This is a genomic window from Alkaliphilus peptidifermentans DSM 18978 (assembly GCF_900101495.1).
GTDB lineage: Bacteria > Bacillota > Clostridia > Peptostreptococcales > Natronincolaceae > Alkaliphilus_C > Alkaliphilus_C peptidifermentans.
The window spans coordinates 104,041-123,384 of sequence record NZ_FMUS01000010.1 but is presented as its reverse complement, the minus strand read 5'-3'; the positions used below and the strand labels follow the sequence as shown (position 1 = coordinate 123,384).

Annotated in this window: 19 protein-coding genes; 8 read left to right on the top strand and 11 right to left on the bottom strand. The window is 34.3% G+C overall.

All coding sequences use genetic code 11. From position 1 onward, the window contains the following. Nucleotides 1-75 precede the first annotated feature (75 nt). The 5 genes from BLP68_RS09105 to BLP68_RS09085 all read right to left on the bottom strand — a co-directional run bounded on the left by BLP68_RS09105 (nt 76) and on the right by BLP68_RS09085 (nt 3,571). Entirely contained in the window at nt 76-1,395 is a 1,320-nt protein-coding gene (locus tag BLP68_RS09105; RefSeq protein ID WP_091542709.1) for a replication-associated recombination protein A, read from the bottom strand. A gap of 357 nt (nt 1,396-1,752) precedes the next feature. Continuing rightward, a complete protein-coding gene (locus BLP68_RS09100) occupies nt 1,753-2,403 on the bottom strand; it encodes a hypothetical protein (protein WP_091542708.1) in 651 nt (216 codons plus the stop codon). 165 nt (nt 2,404-2,568) lie between these two features. Continuing rightward, on the bottom strand, nt 2,569-2,904 hold the full coding sequence (locus tag BLP68_RS09095) for a heavy-metal-associated domain-containing protein (protein ID WP_091542705.1): 336 nt from the start codon (nt 2,902-2,904) through the stop codon (nt 2,569-2,571). A 62-nt stretch (nt 2,905-2,966) separates the two neighbouring features. Beyond that, nucleotides 2,967-3,263: a hypothetical protein gene (locus BLP68_RS09090; protein ID WP_091542703.1), complete on the bottom strand. Its 297-nt coding sequence runs from the start codon at nt 3,261-3,263 to the stop codon at nt 2,967-2,969. Nucleotides 3,264-3,295: 32 nt separating this feature from the next. Continuing rightward, on the bottom strand, nt 3,296-3,571 hold the full coding sequence (locus BLP68_RS09085) for a hypothetical protein (RefSeq protein WP_091542702.1): 276 nt from the start codon (nt 3,569-3,571) through the stop codon (nt 3,296-3,298). Nucleotides 3,572-3,845: 274 nt separating this feature from the next. Here BLP68_RS09085 and BLP68_RS09080 point away from each other — a divergent pair, with 274 nt between their 5' ends. From BLP68_RS09080 to BLP68_RS09055, 6 genes are all read left to right on the top strand, one after another. Then, on the top strand, nt 3,846-4,559 hold the full coding sequence (locus BLP68_RS09080) for a CAP domain-containing protein (protein ID WP_091542700.1): 714 nt from the start codon (nt 3,846-3,848) through the stop codon (nt 4,557-4,559). A 144-nt stretch (nt 4,560-4,703) separates the two neighbouring features. Further along, nucleotides 4,704-5,993, top strand: a complete 1,290-nt coding sequence (locus BLP68_RS09075) for a hypothetical protein (RefSeq protein ID WP_091542699.1) — start codon at nt 4,704-4,706, stop codon at nt 5,991-5,993. A gap of 120 nt (nt 5,994-6,113) precedes the next feature. Beyond that, entirely contained in the window at nt 6,114-7,235 is a 1,122-nt protein-coding gene (locus tag BLP68_RS09070) for a YheC/YheD family endospore coat-associated protein (protein ID WP_091542696.1), read from the top strand. 132 nt (nt 7,236-7,367) lie between these two features. Beyond that, a complete protein-coding gene (locus BLP68_RS09065; RefSeq protein WP_091542693.1) occupies nt 7,368-8,492 on the top strand; it encodes a YheC/YheD family endospore coat-associated protein in 1,125 nt (374 codons plus the stop codon). A gap of 266 nt (nt 8,493-8,758) precedes the next feature. Continuing rightward, nucleotides 8,759-9,907, top strand: coding sequence for a DegT/DnrJ/EryC1/StrS family aminotransferase (locus tag BLP68_RS09060; RefSeq protein WP_091542690.1), 1,149 nt, complete (start codon nt 8,759-8,761; stop codon nt 9,905-9,907). A gap of 44 nt (nt 9,908-9,951) precedes the next feature. Beyond that, complete coding sequence (locus BLP68_RS09055; RefSeq protein ID WP_091542688.1) at nt 9,952-11,259, top strand: nucleotide sugar dehydrogenase; 1,308 nt, start codon at nt 9,952-9,954, stop codon at nt 11,257-11,259. A 103-nt stretch (nt 11,260-11,362) separates the two neighbouring features. Here the strand turns inward: BLP68_RS09055 and BLP68_RS09050 are convergent, their stop codons facing one another. The 6 genes from BLP68_RS09050 to BLP68_RS09025 form a co-directional block, all read right to left on the bottom strand. Beyond that, nucleotides 11,363-11,779, bottom strand: coding sequence for a hypothetical protein (locus BLP68_RS09050; protein ID WP_091542685.1), 417 nt, complete (start codon nt 11,777-11,779; stop codon nt 11,363-11,365). An 18-nt stretch (nt 11,780-11,797) separates the two neighbouring features. Beyond that, complete coding sequence (locus BLP68_RS09045) at nt 11,798-12,784, bottom strand: glycosyltransferase family 4 protein (RefSeq protein ID WP_091542683.1); 987 nt, start codon at nt 12,782-12,784, stop codon at nt 11,798-11,800. Next, nucleotides 12,781-13,728: an NAD-dependent epimerase/dehydratase family protein gene (locus BLP68_RS09040; RefSeq protein ID WP_091542681.1), complete on the bottom strand. Its 948-nt coding sequence runs from the start codon at nt 13,726-13,728 to the stop codon at nt 12,781-12,783. Before BLP68_RS09040 ends, BLP68_RS09045 begins: the two co-directional genes overlap by 4 nt. Before the next feature lie 17 nt (nt 13,729-13,745). Further along, nucleotides 13,746-14,732, bottom strand: coding sequence for a CgeB family protein (locus tag BLP68_RS09035; RefSeq protein ID WP_456297605.1), 987 nt, complete (start codon nt 14,730-14,732; stop codon nt 13,746-13,748). A 100-nt stretch (nt 14,733-14,832) separates the two neighbouring features. Next, a complete protein-coding gene (locus BLP68_RS09030) occupies nt 14,833-15,846 on the bottom strand; it encodes a Gfo/Idh/MocA family protein (RefSeq protein WP_207647900.1) in 1,014 nt (337 codons plus the stop codon). A 5-nt stretch (nt 15,847-15,851) separates the two neighbouring features. Next, entirely contained in the window at nt 15,852-16,430 is a 579-nt protein-coding gene (locus BLP68_RS09025; protein WP_091542674.1) for an acyltransferase, read from the bottom strand. Between the two features lie 197 nt (nt 16,431-16,627). Here BLP68_RS09025 and BLP68_RS09020 point away from each other — a divergent pair, with 197 nt between their 5' ends. Beyond that, nucleotides 16,628-18,154 (top strand): NTTRR-F1 domain, encoded by a 1,527-nt coding sequence (locus tag BLP68_RS09020; RefSeq protein ID WP_091542671.1) that lies wholly within the window; start codon nt 16,628-16,630, stop codon nt 18,152-18,154. A gap of 248 nt (nt 18,155-18,402) precedes the next feature. After that, nucleotides 18,403-19,344 (top strand): NTTRR-F1 domain (locus tag BLP68_RS09015; RefSeq protein WP_143003080.1); only part of this gene is annotated, 942 nt, incomplete at its 3' end.

Genomic DNA, 19,344 nt, shown 5'->3' with positions numbered 1-19,344 from the left:
AATAATAGGTTACGGAGGCATGAAAAAGGATTCCAATTTTACTGGGATCCTTTTTTATAAGAGTGATAAGAGAAGTTATAGATCTTCTTTAATAGAATTCATATGCTTCTTGATTTTCTTCTCGTACCCATTTTCAGTTATATAATAATATTCTCTATCTAATAACTCATCAGGTAAATATTGCTGCTTAATATAATTATTCTTATAATCATGGGGGTATAAATATCCATCTCCATGTCCAAAAGATTTTGCCCCTCTATAGCTGGCATCCCTTAAATGAATAGGGACAGTAGCATGAGTTTTTTCTACATCCCTGAGGGCATTATTTATACCCATGTAAGCTGCATTACTTTTAGGTGCTGTTGCTAAATAAGTAGTTGCTTGGGCTAATGGTATACGTCCCTCAGGCATCCCAATTATTTTTATTGCTTCATGGGCCGAGATGGCAATTTGTAGAGCATTAGGATCTGCGTTTCCAATATCCTCAGAAGCAGATATAATTAAGCGTCTTGCTATAAACTCTGGGTCTTCTCCTCCATATATCATCTTAGCTAAATAATGAAGAGCAGCATTAGGGTCACTTCCCCTGATACTTTTAATGAAGGCTGATATAACATCGTAATGTTGATCACCATCTTTATCATAAAGAACAGCTCTTTTCTGTATAGATTCCTGTGCAATATCTAGATCTATACAAATTTTCATGTCTTTATCCAAGGATGTGCTTAATACTGATATTTCAAGTGCATTTAAGGCCCTTCTAGCATCGCCTCCAGAAGTAGATGAAATATGATCTATTGCTTCGTCAGTTATTTCAATATTGTAAGTACCTAGTCCCCTATCAACATCTGAAATAGCTCTCTTAATTAATAGCTTTACATCTTTATCAGTTAATAGCTCCAGCTTCAATACAGTAGTACGTGATATTAATGCACTGTTTACTTGAAAATATGGATTTTCAGTGGTAGCTCCAATTAAAATCAATAATCCCTTTTCTACATGTGGTAAAAGAGCATCCTGTTGATTTTTAGAAAAACGATGAATTTCATCTATAAATAGTATGCTCTTCTTCTTATACATACCCAATAGATTCCCAGCCTTCTCAACAACCTCTCTAATATCCTTTACCCCTGCTGTAACAGCATTTAATTGAAAAAAAGCAGCATCAATTTCATTAGCTATCACCTTAGCAACTGTGGTTTTCCCAGTTCCAGGTGGACCCCATAGGATAATAGATGGTAACCTTTTCGAAGAAAGACATCTATTCAGAAATTTACCCGTTCCCAAAAGATGGTCTTGTCCAACAATTTCCTTTAGAACTCTAGGTCTCATTTTATCGGCCAATGGGCCTTGGTTTTCCAATTCATTTTCCTTAGCTATATCAAATAAATCCATTTTAATCACCCTTACTTCCTATTCTCAATACATTTGCAATTTTAGCATTCTAATCATAATTTATAGTTTGTACCAGACTGAAGACAAAGTAATATTTATATTGTAAACTCGATTTTAAAACTTAAGTAAACAGTTGGCGATAATTTGCACCTCATATTTTATATGATATCATTATAAATTATTTTCTCCAACTTTACAAAAAGAACAAAAGCATTTCACTCGTTAATTTTCTATGCTGTATTGCATAGGAAATTCGAAAGGAACTTTCCCGAAACATCAGGGTTTTCAACAACCTCAGGAAATTCCGAAGGAAATAGAAAAAAGAGCCATCATTGATGACTCCCCTTGATAATTATGTTAGAAACATTGTTCTGGTGGTAATGGAGGGCATACACCTGGTATTGTTACACAAGGCGCTGGTACACAGAAGCCGTAGCTTGGAACTAATAGCTGTACTCTAAGAATTGCTTTTACCACTAAACACACCTGAATATCACAGGTTATAGAATATTCTAGTTCTTCGTCAATCTCATCTACATCAGTAACTACGCAATTGCAAGACAATAGTACACTTTCACTACAATCAATATCCACACCTTCAGGTGCACACAATGTAACTGTTTTGCTAAATGTAAAAATTCTCTCTATTTCGTCATCTTCCCCATTTGCTGCTTCTGGATTAGTTAATGTAACTGGAACATTTACTGAAAGTACAATTGTAAAAAAGCCATCTCCTACAGGTGTACGACTAATTTCTGTACATGTAATTTCTGCGTCCTCTGTCAAAGCGCATACTACAGGGTCACCCTGCTCTAGTCCTGTTCCAAATTCTTCTGAGTCAGTTGAGATTTCTCTGGTTCTATCATCGATTTGGAAGCAGCTATCATATACTTTGTCTACCACTATACATTCAACTCTGTCAGGTGGTGGGCAAACTGGTACGCCGTCTATAATAGGACATTGGCCTGGTTGTACTGGTTGAATTTGTTTTTTACTTACATCAGACATCTTTTATCCTCCTTCTTTAATTTTTTGTTAAAAAGTTAAAACTTATGTTTTACTTCTACTTCATAGTATTAATTTATATAGTTATGTGTTACAAAGTTAATAGTAATCTTCATTTTTTTTTATTGTTATTAACGCTATTAAGCCACCCTGACTTTAGCATTTTTGTCAGAATCTGTTAATGTACCGATAGCCCATTTTTGATATCTTATAAACTATATGTTCTAAGCTGGTTTCATTTTGATTGAAGGTTACTGCCAGCTTCTGACGTTGAAAATCTCCTATACGTTTCACTCCTTTTATTTCATTTAGGGCTGTTGATAAAATTTCATGGTCATTTTCATTGTCAAGGTTTGTAATCATAATGTTCATAGTGATTGAATTGTAAGTATTTTGAGCTTGAAATTTTTCTATTAACTCCGTATATTTGGGGGGAACAGATGAATAAGATATCTCCTCCATTTTTGCAGTAAGCTTATCTAATTTGTCTTCATATAAACTCATTACAACCCTCCTTATTAAAATTTATTAAACAGACAAACTGTCTGTTATCTTCTATTTACACATCAGCCACGTCTTTTACTTAAATCAGCTGACTTCAATTTTTTCCTCTTATCAACTATCCTATATCCTAATCTACCAATTAAATAAAAAGTATTCTCAATATTATAGCGTGAAGGCCAATATGTTATTTTAAGTATATTACCATCAGTAAATGGTGCTATGCTTTTTATACCTGTATCCTTTTTCAATTCTTTAGTGATAATATTATAATCCTCCCAAGTCAACATATCTCTAATTACTAACCTCATATTTGCAGTTCTGTTATTTTCAGTCGTCCTATTAATATCGTAAAATGACAATTTTAATGCCTCCTTACGTGCTATTCTTTATATCATTTACATTCTTCTCTTTTAAAAGATAAACCCTTTAAATTAAATCTGTAGTCCATAAAGGTTGGACTAATAAAGTTTTCATTATAGGTAATTATTACTTTTTCACTAGAAGGAACAATCTCAATTCTCAAGGTATGAATACCAACAGAATCATAAATTCTCTGTTTAATGGTGTTCTCATCTACACCCTTTATTAAATAGCATACTTCCTTTGTACCCTTAAGCTGAAATTGTTCATTCTTTGCATCAATATACATCCTTTCTTTTGGTTTCAATACTCTTCTCCTTTCTATATGAATACACTTATACTCACAGTATATTATTCAATAGAATAAACGTTACATATAGGAATTAATATTTTACCTTTCGTCATTTATTTGCTCTAACCATTTAGAGGAAGAATTTGCTCATTGTCCTACATTATGTTAATTTATAATGCGTTTTAATGTTGGAATCTCCAGTTTTATCCTTTTGTTATGTCATATTATGTATAGTATAATAGTTATATGTAGACATACAAATTTATAGAATTTGATAGGAGGAGTAAAATTGAAGAAAACACTTAGAAGATCATTTACTGTAGTTGTTTTATCAGCATTTATTATCCAGTCTACTTCGATGGCTTATGCCTCGTGGGGATTAGAGAGATTACTTAGTCAGCAAAGTCAAACAGCTCCCATAGCTCCATCACAACAAAAAAATGTACAACCTCCACAAAAAAGTAGCCTACCTAATACGTCTCAATCTAGCAATAATCCAACTACAGCTGACTTGATACGCAGTATGCGTGGCTTACAATCTGTAAATCAAGGTGATAGCATTAATACCACTCCATCACCTTTAAAGCCAAAAACAGTCTCTCCACCAACTGTTGAAACTAACGCATCTAATTCTGAAGAAACAATGCTGAAAATGATAAACCAAGAAAGATCTAAAAATGGATTAGAACCATTGCAATGGCATTCAGGGCTTGCAGATTTAGCTAAAAAGAAAAGTGCTGACATGATTAAGAACAATTATTTTGCACATAATTCTCCTACATATGGCTCTTTTTATCAAATGGTATATAATTCAGGGATTCCATTCTCACAGGTTGGTGAAAACTTAGCCAAGGGTAGAGATGTTCAGAAAGCCCACGTACTTCTGATGGCAAGTCAAGGACATAGAGACAATATTTTAAGTACAAGCTTCACCCATATTGGTTTAGGTATTACTACAGATGAATATGGAATTGTTGTTACTCAGCTATTTATTAAACAGTAGATTTTTACTTCATTTTAATTTTCATCAGTCTGAATCTATTATGTATTACACATAATAGATTTTTTTTTATTATTTACTGCAAATTAAACACAAATTTTCTGTAACTGCATAATATGTTAATAAAATCATTAAGGTGGGGAAGTCATGGGTAGTATAATATGGAATAACAAGCAGATTTTAGAGTTCAATAATAATGATAGAGATGTTATAGTTGCTTCCTGCAACTCAACAGGAATTAAATATAATTTAGACAAGGAAAACATTCTTCTATTTCCATCTCTAACTGACAAGACAATAATATTAAGGACTTTATCTCCACATGATAGTCTTAAGCCATTAGTAAAACAATTTGAAGAGGCTCTAAAAAAAGAAGGTGCAGCAGTAATACATGATGAAGGCTCTACAGATAAAGCTTCTCTTGAATACCTAGATTCAGAAATTTTTATTGGCTTTTCTTTAACAGATAAGGATACTAACCTCATGGTATACTTGCCCTTTGAGATACAAAAAACAAGTACTTATATTACAAAGCATTTATTAAAACAACTTACATTTTTAGAAGCAAAGTTTACATATAAAGTAGCAGATTTTTGGAACAAACTTAAGACAACTAAGTATTGGTCTTATTTATTTGGAAGCTCGACTCCTACAATTATTTTAGATATTGGAATTCATACTTTGAAGGAAAATTTGCTAGACAATTTTGTAGAAATACTCTTAAAAGCTATTATAGAAGAGCTTGGTTATAGGCCCTCTATAGATGATCAGAATAGAATATTAAATTTTTTAGATAGCCTTAATCAGAAAGTTATTAATAAAGATATTTTGATAAAGGAACAGATTGAACTTGATAACCTTATAAATAAATTAGCAAGCTATGAAAGTGAGTTGGAAGGATTAAAGCAATCAATTAGTACTGAGAATGCTGAAGAAACTGAAAAAATCAATACAAGTGAAAAAAATAAAAAAGTTGAGGACAATTCTAATATAAAGTCTCATGTTGATAAGCAAAATAAGCAAATTAAATATACCAGTAATAAAAAAATTGCAAAGATTAAGGCTGATAGAATAAGAAGAAATAATTCTCGCGACAAAAAAATATATCTACCTATGAAGGAAAAAAGAGATGCACAAAGATCAAACTATTATCCTCATCTTGCCTTTCCTCTTCGGGTTCCTGGTGAAGGGCCAGTTCATCAATTTCAAAGACCCTCACCCAACAATGGGAGTATGGCACTACCCCCAAGAATTTCACCGAGGGGTGTTTGGAATTCAAGAGGTAGTAATCAGGGCTATGGAAATCAATCTACTATACCCACCTTCAAGCCAACACCATATGATAAAGAAGATTTTAATCTAAGGAAGCTTCCTTACAAGAAGAATGATAAAGGCAAAAGTGATTTAAATAATATTTATAATATTATGTACCCATAGACTCTATTTGAATAGTGCAAAAGTAAAGACTAGAAAGAAATATCAAAAATGCCACAAGGTAAGGCCTCTATAAAAATGGTCTTGCCTTTATTATTATGGTAAATATTATGGAGGTATAATATGACTGCTACATATAACCCAATAGCAAGATCTAAAGGACCAATTATTGGATTACTAGTAAAGGAAGCTCATAAAGAAAGAATTATTGATCATCAGAACCCACTGCCTAAGCATTTAAAACTAATACAAGCAAACCAACAATTCAATCACACAATGTACTTCTTTTCAGTAAAAGATTTAAAATTGAGTCTACCCTATATCATAGGTATCTTTTACAATAGTAAAACTACCAAGTGGGAAAAGAAATCCTTTCCCCTACCGGATTTAATCTATAAATGCTATGGTTCAAATAATGATAATCTATTACGTTCCTTTGAAAAAAAATTAAAAACTCTAAACATAAAGAATATTAATTATTTATACTGCTTCAGCAAGTGGGAAATATACTTGCATTTATCTAGTAACATAAATCTAACCTCCTATTTACCCTTTACGACATTATATAAAGACCCTGATTCCTTAAAAGATATGCTTAATAGATTTAATAAAGTCTATTTAAAGAGCTGTTTCAGTGGAGGTGGCAGAGGAGTCATTTGTGTAGAAAAAATGCTTGATGCTGGTTTTCGGATTAGTCATTTTAAAAACCAATTATATATTAATAAAGCAAATGACTTTGATTCCCTTATTGACATACTTCTCACCTTCTATAAAGGGAAAAAATTTATTATACAAGAGGCCATCGATTTATTATCACTTAATCAAAAAGTCATCGATATACGATCAGAGCTACAAAGGAATGGGGATGGAACTATTATTATAGCTGGAATGGCAGTTAGAGTAAGCAATAATAATACTCCTATAACAACCCATGCTTCAAGCTATGGATTTGAAAGTTTTTTTAGAAATAAAATGGACTATTCTGAAGAATTAGTTATTGAATTAAAAGATAAGATTAATAAACTTTTAATTGCAATATATGAATCCGTTGAAAAGGCTTATGGACAAAGCGGAGAGCTTTCTATTGATATTGCACTAGATACCAATGGAGATCTATGGTTTATTGAATGTAATGCCTATTCCAGTAAAGTTTCCTTTTTTAACGTTCATGATAAAAAAACAATTGATGAATCCTATATAAGCTTATTAAAATATTCCAGCTACCTTTATACACAATCCCCCTAAAACTAGCCTTTTTTAAGCTGAAGATTTACTGAGTGTAACAGAAGAGATAATTTATTAATATACTATCTTAGGAAAAATAATTAACACAATAAATATTTTTCCACTTCCACTCAATTGATTAGGAGGAGAAAAATGGCTAAAAAAAAACGAAAATCAAATTTATCTAAAACAAGACCGACAGTAGGAGTACTTGTTAGAAGCATTAGTATAAAAAAACTTTTAAAAAGAGAAGAAATACCAACCCTTACAGAATTAAAAGACGCAAATAAGCAGATGGGTTTAACTCTATATGTATTCTCAATAAAGGATGTTGATTTAATTAAGAAGAGGATTAAAGCTATTTATTTTAACGATAAAAAAGGCCTTTGGGAAAAGGGTGAATTTCCTTACCCAGATATTATTTACAAGAAAAACAGCTCAACAAGTCAAAAAAAATCATCCCGTAATTTTGAGAAACAACTTAAAAATCGTAAAGTTAAACCTTTAAACTATCTTCAGGGTTTTAATAAGTGGGAGGTATATACACATTTATCAAAAGAGAACAATTTTCTGCAGTATTTACCCATAACAAGAATTTATAAAGAACCTATTGATTTGCTGAGAATGTTTGAAAAGAGCGAAAAATTATATTTAAAGGCCTGTAGAGGCGGGCGAGGTAAGCAGGTTATGAAGGTTACTAAATTACCTAAAGGTGGCTATGAATACAGTTATTATATTGATAAATTATATGTCTATAGGGTGGAAAACTTTAATATTTTGATCGATAGAATAAAAAAGTTTTATGCCAAACGCACATTTTTAATTCAACAAGCTATCGATCTAATAACCATAGACAATAAAATTGTAGATTTGCGTGCTGAGGTGCAGAGAAATGCTAATGGGAAAATTACAGTAGCTGCAATTCCAGTACGTATAGGACAATATAATGCACCAATAACAACTCATGCTGAGTGCTTTACTTTTGATCATTTCTTTAACGTAATAATGAATTATTCAGATGATGAGACAAAAGAATTGAAAAGTAAGATAGAAGCCTTTTTAAGGCTGGCCTATGAAAGTATAGAAAAGTACTACGGTCCAAGTGGTGAAATAGGTATCGATGTTGGGCTTGATAAGAGCGGCAAGTTATGGTTTATTGAATGTAACGCCCGTTCCCTAAAGGTCTCTCTTCATAAAGCATATGATAAGAAAACAATTAATCAATCATATTTAAATTTACTAAAATATGCAGAATTTAGATATAGTCATAGGGTATAACTATTTCAAAAAAATTTGAAAGTAGATCTTACTTTCAAATTTTTATTTATATCAAAAACCTTCACAACTTTAATATCTTTTCATAAATTATATTGAAAAGAATCACCTTCAAGCAATAAGCTATCTCTAAGCAAGAATGCAAGGCTATAAAGCCTTGCCTTTACATTATTTGAAATAATATAATCAGTACTTTGCCTCTTCCCCACTAAAAGTATCAACTTCTTAAAACTTTTCATATAATGTTACGAAGATTTAGGTAGAAAGGAATGAATATTTTGTTAGAGCAGATTAAATTAACTAATATACCCAGCTTTAGCCTCACTCGACAAAACAGAATACTACAAAAAGAACTAGTTGATTGTTTTTTACAAGTTGTAAATAAAGGTATATTTATTCTGGATGAAAATGTCAAAGTTTTGGAAAATATGGTTTCTAGTCTTTGTGAAGTAGATAATGGCATTGGTGTAGCCAGTGGCAGTGACGCTCTTAATTTATCCTTAATGGCCTGTGATATAGGCTACGGAGATGAAGTAATAACAACTCCTTTCACTTTTATTGCTACAGCCGCCGCAATAAGTCGTGTAGGTGCTAAACCAGTTTTTGTTGATATAGATCCTGATACATGGAATATTAATGCTGACTTATTAAAAAAAAGGATATCTACAAAAACAAAAGCTATAATTCCTGTTCATTTATATGGCTGTCCAGCAGAAATGACCAAAATTGCACAAGTAGCTAAAGAGCACAGATTAAAAATTATAGAGGATGCTGCTCAGGCGTTAGGAGCTAAATGCAATGATAAAAGTGTTGGATCCTTTGGTGATACAGGTTGTTTTAGTTTTTTTCCTACTAAAAATTTCGGTTCATTTGGTGATGGAGGTATGGTAATTACAGATAATGCTAAAATTGCCGACAAAATAAAATTGTTACGACTTCATGGAGCAAAACATAAATATCACCATGATATAATTGGATATAACAGTAGGCTGGATGAGCTTCAAGCTGCTATTCTAAATGTTAAGTTTAAATATATTAAGCAATGGACCATAAGAAGACGTGAAATCGCTGAACTATATAGTAGTTTATTTCAAGAACACATATCTGCATGTAGATTATCCATCAAGCTGCCGTTGGAGCCAGATTATGCATATCATGTCTATCATCAATATACTATTCAAACCGACCAACGCAATCAGTTACAAAATTATTTGAAAAACTGCGGAATCTCTTCAACTGTTTATTATCCGATTCCAATTCATTTACAAAAAGCCTATTCTTCACTTGGCTACTGTAAAGGTGATTTTCCTATAGCTGAAGCTGCATGTAATCAAGTTTTATCCTTACCCATGTTCCCAGAATTAAAAGATGAAGAAGTAGCTTTCATTGTAGAAAGAGTTGTTGACTTTTTTGCATAGTGTAATATCTTTTAATCTTTATCTTAAAAAAGAGGTGTGATGTGATGAAATATAAATTGAAGGAGAGAATTCTTAAAAAAAATGCCCATATATGTATTATCGGCTTAGGCTATGTAGGCTTACCTTTAGCGATAGAGTTAGGAAAATCAGGTTTTTCTATTACTGGTGTAGACCATAATGCTAGTCGAGTTGAAGCAGTAAATAAAGGTGAAAACTATATTTTAGATACAAATATAAGCGAACTCAAGGAGTTAGTCAATTCCAAGAAGCTTCGAGCTATAAAGGATTTTTCTATGGTTAAAAATATTGATATTTATGTTATTTGTGTCCCTACAGGATTAACAAAAAATCTTGTCCCTGACCTACAGCATGTTATAAGTGTTGCTAAAGATATTTCAAATAACCTTAAAAAAGGGCAGCTAATATGTATCGAATCCACTATATTTCCTGGTACTACTGAAGAAATAGTCCTTCCTATACTAGAGTCGACCGGTTTAAAGGCTGAAAAAGATTTCTATCTAATTCATTCTCCCGAAAGAATAGATCCTGGTAATCAGAAGTACTCTACAAAAAATATTAGTAAAATTGTAGGTGGTGTGGGACCAGATTCCTTAGAATTAGGAGAAATTTTTTACTCACATATTATCGAGAAGGTAATACCTGTCTCCAGTGTAAGAGTAGCCGAATTGGCTAAGGTCCATGAAAATACCTTTCGTGCAATAAATATTGCCCTGGTAAACGAACTGGCGATGTTATGTGACAAAATGGATATCAGTGTATGGGAAGTTTTAGATGCGGCTTTTACAAAGCCCTTCGGCATTATGGCCTTCTACCCCGGTCCTGGTGTGGGTGGCCACTGTATTCCCATAGATCCACATTATTTAGAGTGGAAGGCTAGAGAGTATAACTTTATAACCAAGTTTATAGGGGCTGCAGGTGAAATAAACAGAAAAATGCCTGAATTTGTGAGGGAAAAGGTTATGCGTACCCTTAACAAAATTGGTATAGCCCCTTCAAATTCTAAAATTCTTATACTTGGTATGGCTTATAAAAAGGATACACGCGATTATAGAGAATCACCTGTAATTAGCTTGACTGAAATGTTATTAAAGGATGGTATTGATGTTTCCTACCATGACCCTTATGTAAGTCAAATAGACATTGCTTCTATTCAGTTAAAATCAGTAGAACTTAACGAAAAGAATATAGAAAATGCAAATATTGTAATAATTGCTACAGATCATTCTGAGATAGATTATAAGTGGATTGTAAAAACAGCCAATAAAATAATTGATACTCGAAATGCAACAAAAAATATCCTTGATCGGGAGAAAAACGTTATTCTTTTATAACATTTAATAAGCAACACCTACCGATAGTAGGAGTTGCTTATTTATCTTTTTCTTTTATTTAGTTCATTTCTCATTATTTATTACTTTTAATAAGTTTTTTAATTTATATTGTATCTATAATTAAATAAGGTGGATTTTCTTCAAGGTATTTAATATTCGTATCCTTCAACTTAACATAAATACCATGATTAAGCTTTTTCTTTAAGCGCCATTTTGATCGAAAAATTGTAACGTCAATAATCAAATTATCCTGCCTCCCATTGCATTTCATCTGTTTTAGAAGTTTAGAACGGGGAGGAAAAATGCCTTTTTTCATCATTTTCTCACTCCATCCCCCAGTAATTTCTTTAACATATACATTGGTAGCTTTTGAAAGCTTAATAAGTGGTATATGAAGCTCCATAAAAGTCACCTTCATATCACTTGGTATAACTGAAAGGTTAAAGGATACATATATTCTATCTTTCCTAATAAAAAGTTTATTGGGCAGGAAAAACATTTTTTTTTCCAAAGAGCTCAAAATATATAACCTCCTTTATTAAGTTAATCGAGAATATATTGCCAATAGTCTTTCCACCACTACATCTCTTGAATGGTGCTTTTCTACATATTTTCTTCCCTTTAACCCCAGGTTTTTCCTACACATTGGATTATCTAATAGCATTTTTATTTTTTCCTCCACATTGTCGGGATTACCATTAACTATGGGCAGGTCACCTGGAAATCTATCTATTAAATCAGGGCGTATAAAGGCTATTACTGGCTTACCCAATGCCATAGACTCAACACTCAATAGTCCATGGGATCCACAACATACTTGATCCACAATAATATCAGCTTCTTTATATAGTTCAACCACTTGTGTATGATTCATTTTTTCTATCCTTTTGTAATCAAATTGGTGTGTAGATTTTAATTTATTAATTGCAGTTTCTATATAGGAAGTACCCTTAAAATCAGGATTAGTTGGTGCATGTAAAATTAATGGCCGTTTTTTTCCTATTTCTGGATAAAAGGGTTTAAACTTGCGCAAATCAATAGCCAAAGGTAAAACATGAACCTTTTTATAATATTTAGATACATATGGTAAAACTTCGTAATCCTGTACTATAGCTTCAGAAATATATTTAGAGATTACTGATAACTTTTGATGAATATCTTTATTGGAAGGGGAATCTCCAGTATAAACATATGAGTTATTTATACGTGCCAAATCATGAAAGCGAACATCATTCCCCCAATGATGCATAATCATTTTCTTGCCCTTCTTTTTAATTAGTTCTAAGTCATTAAACTGTGACCACATAGTTGTACCATAATGATAATGAAATATATCATAGAAATTGAGCATATGCTTAAACATATCTTGCAAATCAAACATATCAGTATTTATAAGGTGGTCTTTATAGCCTAAATATGATTGAAATGTATTATATCCAACGGCTATGTGGCCTTTTTTTTTCAAAGCTCCACATAATATTCCCATTTGTCCTGCAATCTCAATGATACCGTGAAAAACCTTCATCTCCCCTCCTCCTTCAACCATTGAACAGTTTTTTCTAGCCCTTCAGTTAGGGAGTATTTAATCTCCCACTGGAGCTCTTTTTGAATTTTTGATGAATCTATACTCCTTCTTTCTACAATATCTACGGGTCTCTTTTGTCTAAACACTGTTGAAACTTCATTAGATCTCGCAATAGCTTTGATTTCCTTTGCCAGTTTTATTATTGATGTTTCTGTTCCCGTCCCAACATTGTATACTTGACCTATGGCTTTTTCATTAATAGCAGCTAATAAAAACGCATCTAATGCATCATCTACAAAGGTAAAATCTCTAGTTTGCTGTCCATCACCATAAATCACCATTGATTCCTTTTTAATAACAGCTTCAAAAAATTTAGCTACTACCCCACAATAGGGATTTGAGGCCGTTTGACCAGGGCCAAAGACATTCGATAAACGCAACACTGTTATTGGAAGCTGATACATATTATAATAGACTGCACAATAATGCTCAGTAGAAAACTTACTTGCTGCATAAGGTAGACTTATTTTATAATAATTTTCTGTAGTAGGAAGCAAAGTTGCATTGCTATATACAGAAGCTGTGGAAGCATACACAAGCCTTTTAAGATTAGTACAATGTTTGTAGGCAGCTTGAAGTATTAAGAATCCACCGTATAAATTAGTGTTAAAATCAAGCTCTAGGTCATAAACAGACTTTATAATATTTGTGCAGGCTAAATGAAAAATATATTCCACCTTAGGCATAGTTTTTTCCAATATTTCTTTATTTGTTATACTATCTTCAATAAATGTTAATTTAGATGAAGAAGGCATAGCTTCCCTCTTCCCAGTGGACAAATCATCTATTACATAGATGTGATTGCTTAAGGGAAGGATTCTTCTAATCAGTTGCGAACCTATAAAGCCAGCTCCACCTGTAACTAATACATTTCCCAGTTTCACAACAACTCCCTCCTCTGTTATATCTTCTCTTTCCTTTTGTTAATTAATTGCTCCGCCTTTGGCCAGATTTTAATTAAATTCTGATGGTAGGTATATTTATCCATAATTTTTTTACGTGCATTACAGCCAATTTCATGTCTTATATCTGGTCTATTTAAATAATAAGTCACCAACTCAATGGTTTCTTTTGGCGAACTGGTAAGCACAAGCTCCTTTTTATCCTCAAACATTTCAGTAATTGCTTTAGTTCTGCTGGCAATCATAAAGGCTCCGGTACCTAATATTTCAAATGTTCGCTGAGTTACTTGATCCTCTGCATTTTGTAAACCTAAAACTATCTTTGATTTCTGATAAACTGAGCCTGAGACACCATATAATAGATGTCCCTGAAGCCAATCATGAGGTACAGTCTGACCAAAGATACTGGCAATTAGTGCTTCGTCTTTCCGCCATCCATATCCCCATACATGGGTCTTTTGACCAACTTGAACCAAAGGAAATAATAAGTGCTTAAGGCTATCAAATCGATAGGTTCTCTTAAAAAGATGAGTGGCACCTACAAGAGAAATGTCGTATATCTCCTTATCATCTTTTTTCTTTGGAGGAAATAGCCGTGGATTTAAAGCAAAATTTAAATAACTAGATGGAATTCCCAAGCTCTCATATTTCTTAATACAATCGGGGTGAATTGTCCAAACCAAATCTGGTTTAGATTTCTTTATATATGGAAGTGACCAGCTAGTATGATTTATTAAATCTTCAGTTGCCCAGTATAAATGGAAGAGATTATATTTTTTACATAATTTGGGTATTTCTTCTGCAAAACGATGAAAAAGAGGCTTATTATAGCCTACAGTAATTAAAATATCAGGCTTAAAATAATCAATTCCCGCCTCTATTTCCTTCGACACCCAAGATGATTGATAAGTTAGCTTATGACCCAACTGGGCTAATGAATCTCCTAAACTATTTATGCAGTAGGTGCGGTGATCTAGAAAAAAAATTTTATAAGTTTTTATATATCATCCCTCCTTCTGAAGGGCACATTCATAAGAAAACACGCCAATTTCAGATACTGAATTATGGTCTTTTTCATAATAATGGTTATAGAATAACTACACGCTGTTGTCTATTGGATAAATAAATAGATTCTATTAACTCTAAGGATTTTCTACCTGCAAGACCGTCAATCAATGGATTCTCTCCATTTATTATTGAATTAATAACATTTTGGTAATAAGCCATATGCCCAAAACCATATACAGAATCAGGTATTGTTGAAACATTATTAACTATTCTATCTACTTCATCATAATCCTGAAATTGCCAGTGGAGTATTTCATTAACTGCAATACCTCCAACACGAACGGTCCCCTTCTCTCCAATAATTGTGATTGACCCTTCTAGGTTCTTAGGATATGTTAGCATTGTAACATTAATTGTAGCTATACAGCCTGAGTGAAAGTTAATAATTGCAGCACCGGTGTCTTCCGCTTCAATATCTCGTGCTAAAGTGGCTGTACTTGCCATTACCGACTTCACTGGCCCACCAAACCATTGAACAAGATCTACATAGTGAGAAGCCTGATTACAAAAAGCTCCACCATCTAAAGCCCAGGTTCCACGCCATGCTGCCAAATCGTAATACTCTTGAGGTCGAGTCCAAAACACATTTGCAACTATCATAAATACCTTTCCAAAGCGTCCTTTATCAATAGCATTCTTAACCATCTGAATTGAAGGATTTAATCGATTTTGAAGTACAACAAAGAGCTTAACCCCATTCTCTTCACAAGCGGTTATTAGCTTATCTGCATCAATTAACCTTACCCCCATGGGCTTCTCAGTTAGAACATGCTTTCCATGATTAGCCGCCATTATTCCATGCTCCGGATGTAAGCCTGAAGGGGTACAGATACTAATTAGATCAATATCTTTTTCCTTAAGAAGCTCTTGGTATTTTGTAGTCCAGTAAGGAATATTATATTTTTCAGCAGTGCTTTTTGCTCGATCTTCAACTATATCACAGCAACCTGCGATATTAGCATTTGACAATTTTTTTATAGCTTCGAGATGAGTTTTAGAAATTCTGCCACATCCAACAAGACCGATTTTCACAATTATCACCTCTCTATTTCTTTTACTGTATTGTTATCAACCATTACATAGTGGTATCCGCATATATTACATATTGCATTCCTATTTTCGAAATTCAATTTTTGTGAACACTTGCAAACCCATCCCATCTGTTTTGCTGGTACTCCATATACCAGAGCAAAATCAGGTATGTCTTTTGTAATAACAGATCCAGCTCCAACCAGTGCATAACGTCCAATAGTGCAACCACAAACAATTGTCGCATTAGCTCCAATTGATGCCCCTCTTTTTACTAAGGTTTGTTTATACTCTTCCTTCCTTTCAATAAAGCTTCTCGGATTAATAACATTTGTAAATACCATTGAAGGTCCTAGAAATACATCATCTTCGCAAATTACCCCTGTATAAATTGATACATTATTTTGAACCTTTACGTTATTTCCAAGAATAACCTCTGATCCAACTAATACGTTCTGACCAATATTGCAGTTTTTACCAATAACTGCATTCTTCATTATATGAGAAAAATGCCATATTTTTGTACCATCCCCAATATGACATGGTTGATCTATAAATGAAGATTCATGAACAAAGTAGTTAAGCATTGGATAGCTCCTTCCTTCTGTTGAGTTCCTATCTTTTCATCCATATATTATGTTAGATATTGTTTAAAGGTGATTGCATTACAAAGTATAAATCAACCCTTTAATTATTAGCGAATTCATAGGTATTCTATATTCTCCTATATGTAACAAATACAGGTGTAACTCATATATTATTGATGAAAAGGGGTGAAGAAAAAATGTCTATTAATGAATTAATTATAAATGGGGGTTTTGAGACAGGTTCCTTTCCACCATGGGTTCCATTTAATGCAACTATAACATCTCAATTTAGCAACTCAGGCTTTTTTGCAGCCAGACTAACTGGTGGAGCTGTGAATTCATATGTTTATCAAATTGTCTCCATAAGTCCTACAGAAAGTTTTGAATTCAAAGTGTCTCTTGCGAAAACTGGAACAGCACCAAGCCCACCCGTATCTATTTCAATTGCTTACTATGATGCAAATTTCAACTTTCTTGAGTTAGGACTCGTTACCAGTATTCCAACTGATCGCATTCCAAGAGTAGACGAACAAGATTGGTTAGTAATATATCAAATAACCAATCCTGCACCAGCAGGTGCAACACAGGCACTTGTCCTGATCAATAAATTAGCTCAAGCAGCCAGTGGCGATATTATTTTGGATAATGTATCATTATTAGCAGTAGATGCCGAAGGTATTGGACCAACTGGACCTGAAGGACCCACTGGACCACAGGGTGCTACTGGACCTACCGGAGCTGAAGGATCTACTGGACCAACTGGACCTGAAGGACCTACTGGACCACAGGGTGCTACCGGACCAACAGGTCCTACTGGAGCAACAGGGCCGACCGGAGCAACGGGTGTAACTGGACCAATCGGACCAACAGGACCAGCTGATGGACCCACAGGACCATCAGGCCCTACTGGCCCTACTGGGCCTACTGGGGCAACTGGACCAACAGGGCCCACAGGTGCTACTGGGGCAACTGGACCAACAGGGCCCACAGGTGCCACTGGACCTACGGGTACTATCGAACCCAATCCATTCGAAGTATTTGTTGAAGCTGGAGCGGTTGGTGGAGATGGATCACAAGCTAATCCATTTGGAACTATCCAAGAAGGTATAACCGCTGTATCCCCTACTGGAATAGTTCATATATTAGGTGGATTATATGAAATTACTACGACGATGTTAATTAATAAAGAGGGAGTAACACTAAAAGGATACCCAAATACTTTTGTAGAATTGCAGGCAGCTGTAATTCCCTTTACTGTCCTCGGAGACGGAGTAACAATTGACGGATTAACCATTACTAGTGATATGCCCTATGCTGTTGAATTTATCCAAATTGGAGGGACTAATCACAGCATTGTCAATAATATTATATTTGGACCTGAACAAGAAGGACCTTCTACAGGTTGGGTAGTGAACCGTGGCTTTCTAACTCAAGCTAATAACATGACTAATCTCTTAGTCAGGGATAATATATTCTTTTCTCTCCGTCAGCCCGCTTATCTAAATCCAAATACTACAGGGAACATTGTTAATAATGTTGTATATAATACGAGAGGGTTTGTTGTAGATGGAGCAATATTTGTTTTTTCTGGTAACTCCTGGGGAATCCCTGAAAATGCAGTTGACATAGCATTGTTAGCTGGTACTATTATTGGTCCTCCTTATGATCCTTTATCAGAACTATCTGCTAATAATAGTGATGCTTCAATTAGCGATCAAAGATAGAATTGATAATCTAGAGAATATTATTTTTGATTTAATGAAAGCTTAAAGTTCAGGATGTTTACCTTAAGGTAGGCATCCTGTTATTATACTGCTTAACTAATACACCAAACTCCACCTAGCGCGAGTCAAAAATAAATTAAAATAGCCAAAAATATATCTTTAAACAATACATTACTTCTTGTTCCATGGTATACGAACCTAATAACATACTCCTACATATATTATTGATGAAAAGGGGTGAAGAAAAAATGTCGATTAATGAATTAATTATAAATGGGAGTTTTGAGTCGGGTTCGTTTCCACCATGGTTTCCATTTAATGCAGCTATAACATCTCAATTTAGCCATTCAGGTTTTTATGCAGCCATATTAGCTGGTGGAGCAGTGAATTCATATATTTATCAAATTGTTCCCGTAAATCCTGCAGAAAGTTTTGAATTCAAAGCGTCTTTAGGGAAAACTGGAACAGCGCCAAGCCCACCCGTATCAATTTCAATTGCTTACTATGATGCAAATTTCAACTTTCTTGGGTTAGGACTCGTTACCAATATTCCAACTGATCGCATTCCAAGAGTCGACGAACAAGATTGGTTAGTAATTTATCATATAACCAATCCTGCACCAGCAGGTGCAACACAGGCACTTGTTCTGATCAATAAATTAGCTCAAGCAGCCAGTGCCGATATTGTTTTGGATGATGTATCATTATTAGCGATAGATGCAGAAGGGATTGGACCAACCGGACCACAGGGGCCTACTGGAGCAACGGGTGCCACTGGAGCTACTGGAGTTACTGGAGCTACCGGAGCCACTGGTGCAACGGGAGCAACTGGTGCTACCGGAGCCACTGGTGCAACTGGCGCAACTGGACCTACCGGAGCCACTGGAGTAACTGGAGTAACTGGAGCAACTGGTGCTACTGGAGTTACTGGAGTTACTGGAGTTACTGGAGCTACTGGAGCTACTGGAGCTACTGGAGCCACTGGAGCCACTGGACCGACAGGCGCAACTGGTGCTACTGGACCTACCGGACCTACTGGAGCCACTGGTGCAACTGGTGCTACCGGAGCCACTGGACCAACAGGAGCTACTGGACCTACTGGAGCTACTGGTGCTACAGGTGCAACCGGAGCTACTGGCGCTACTGGACCTACTGGTTCAACAGGTGCAACTGGAGCTACTGGAGCTACT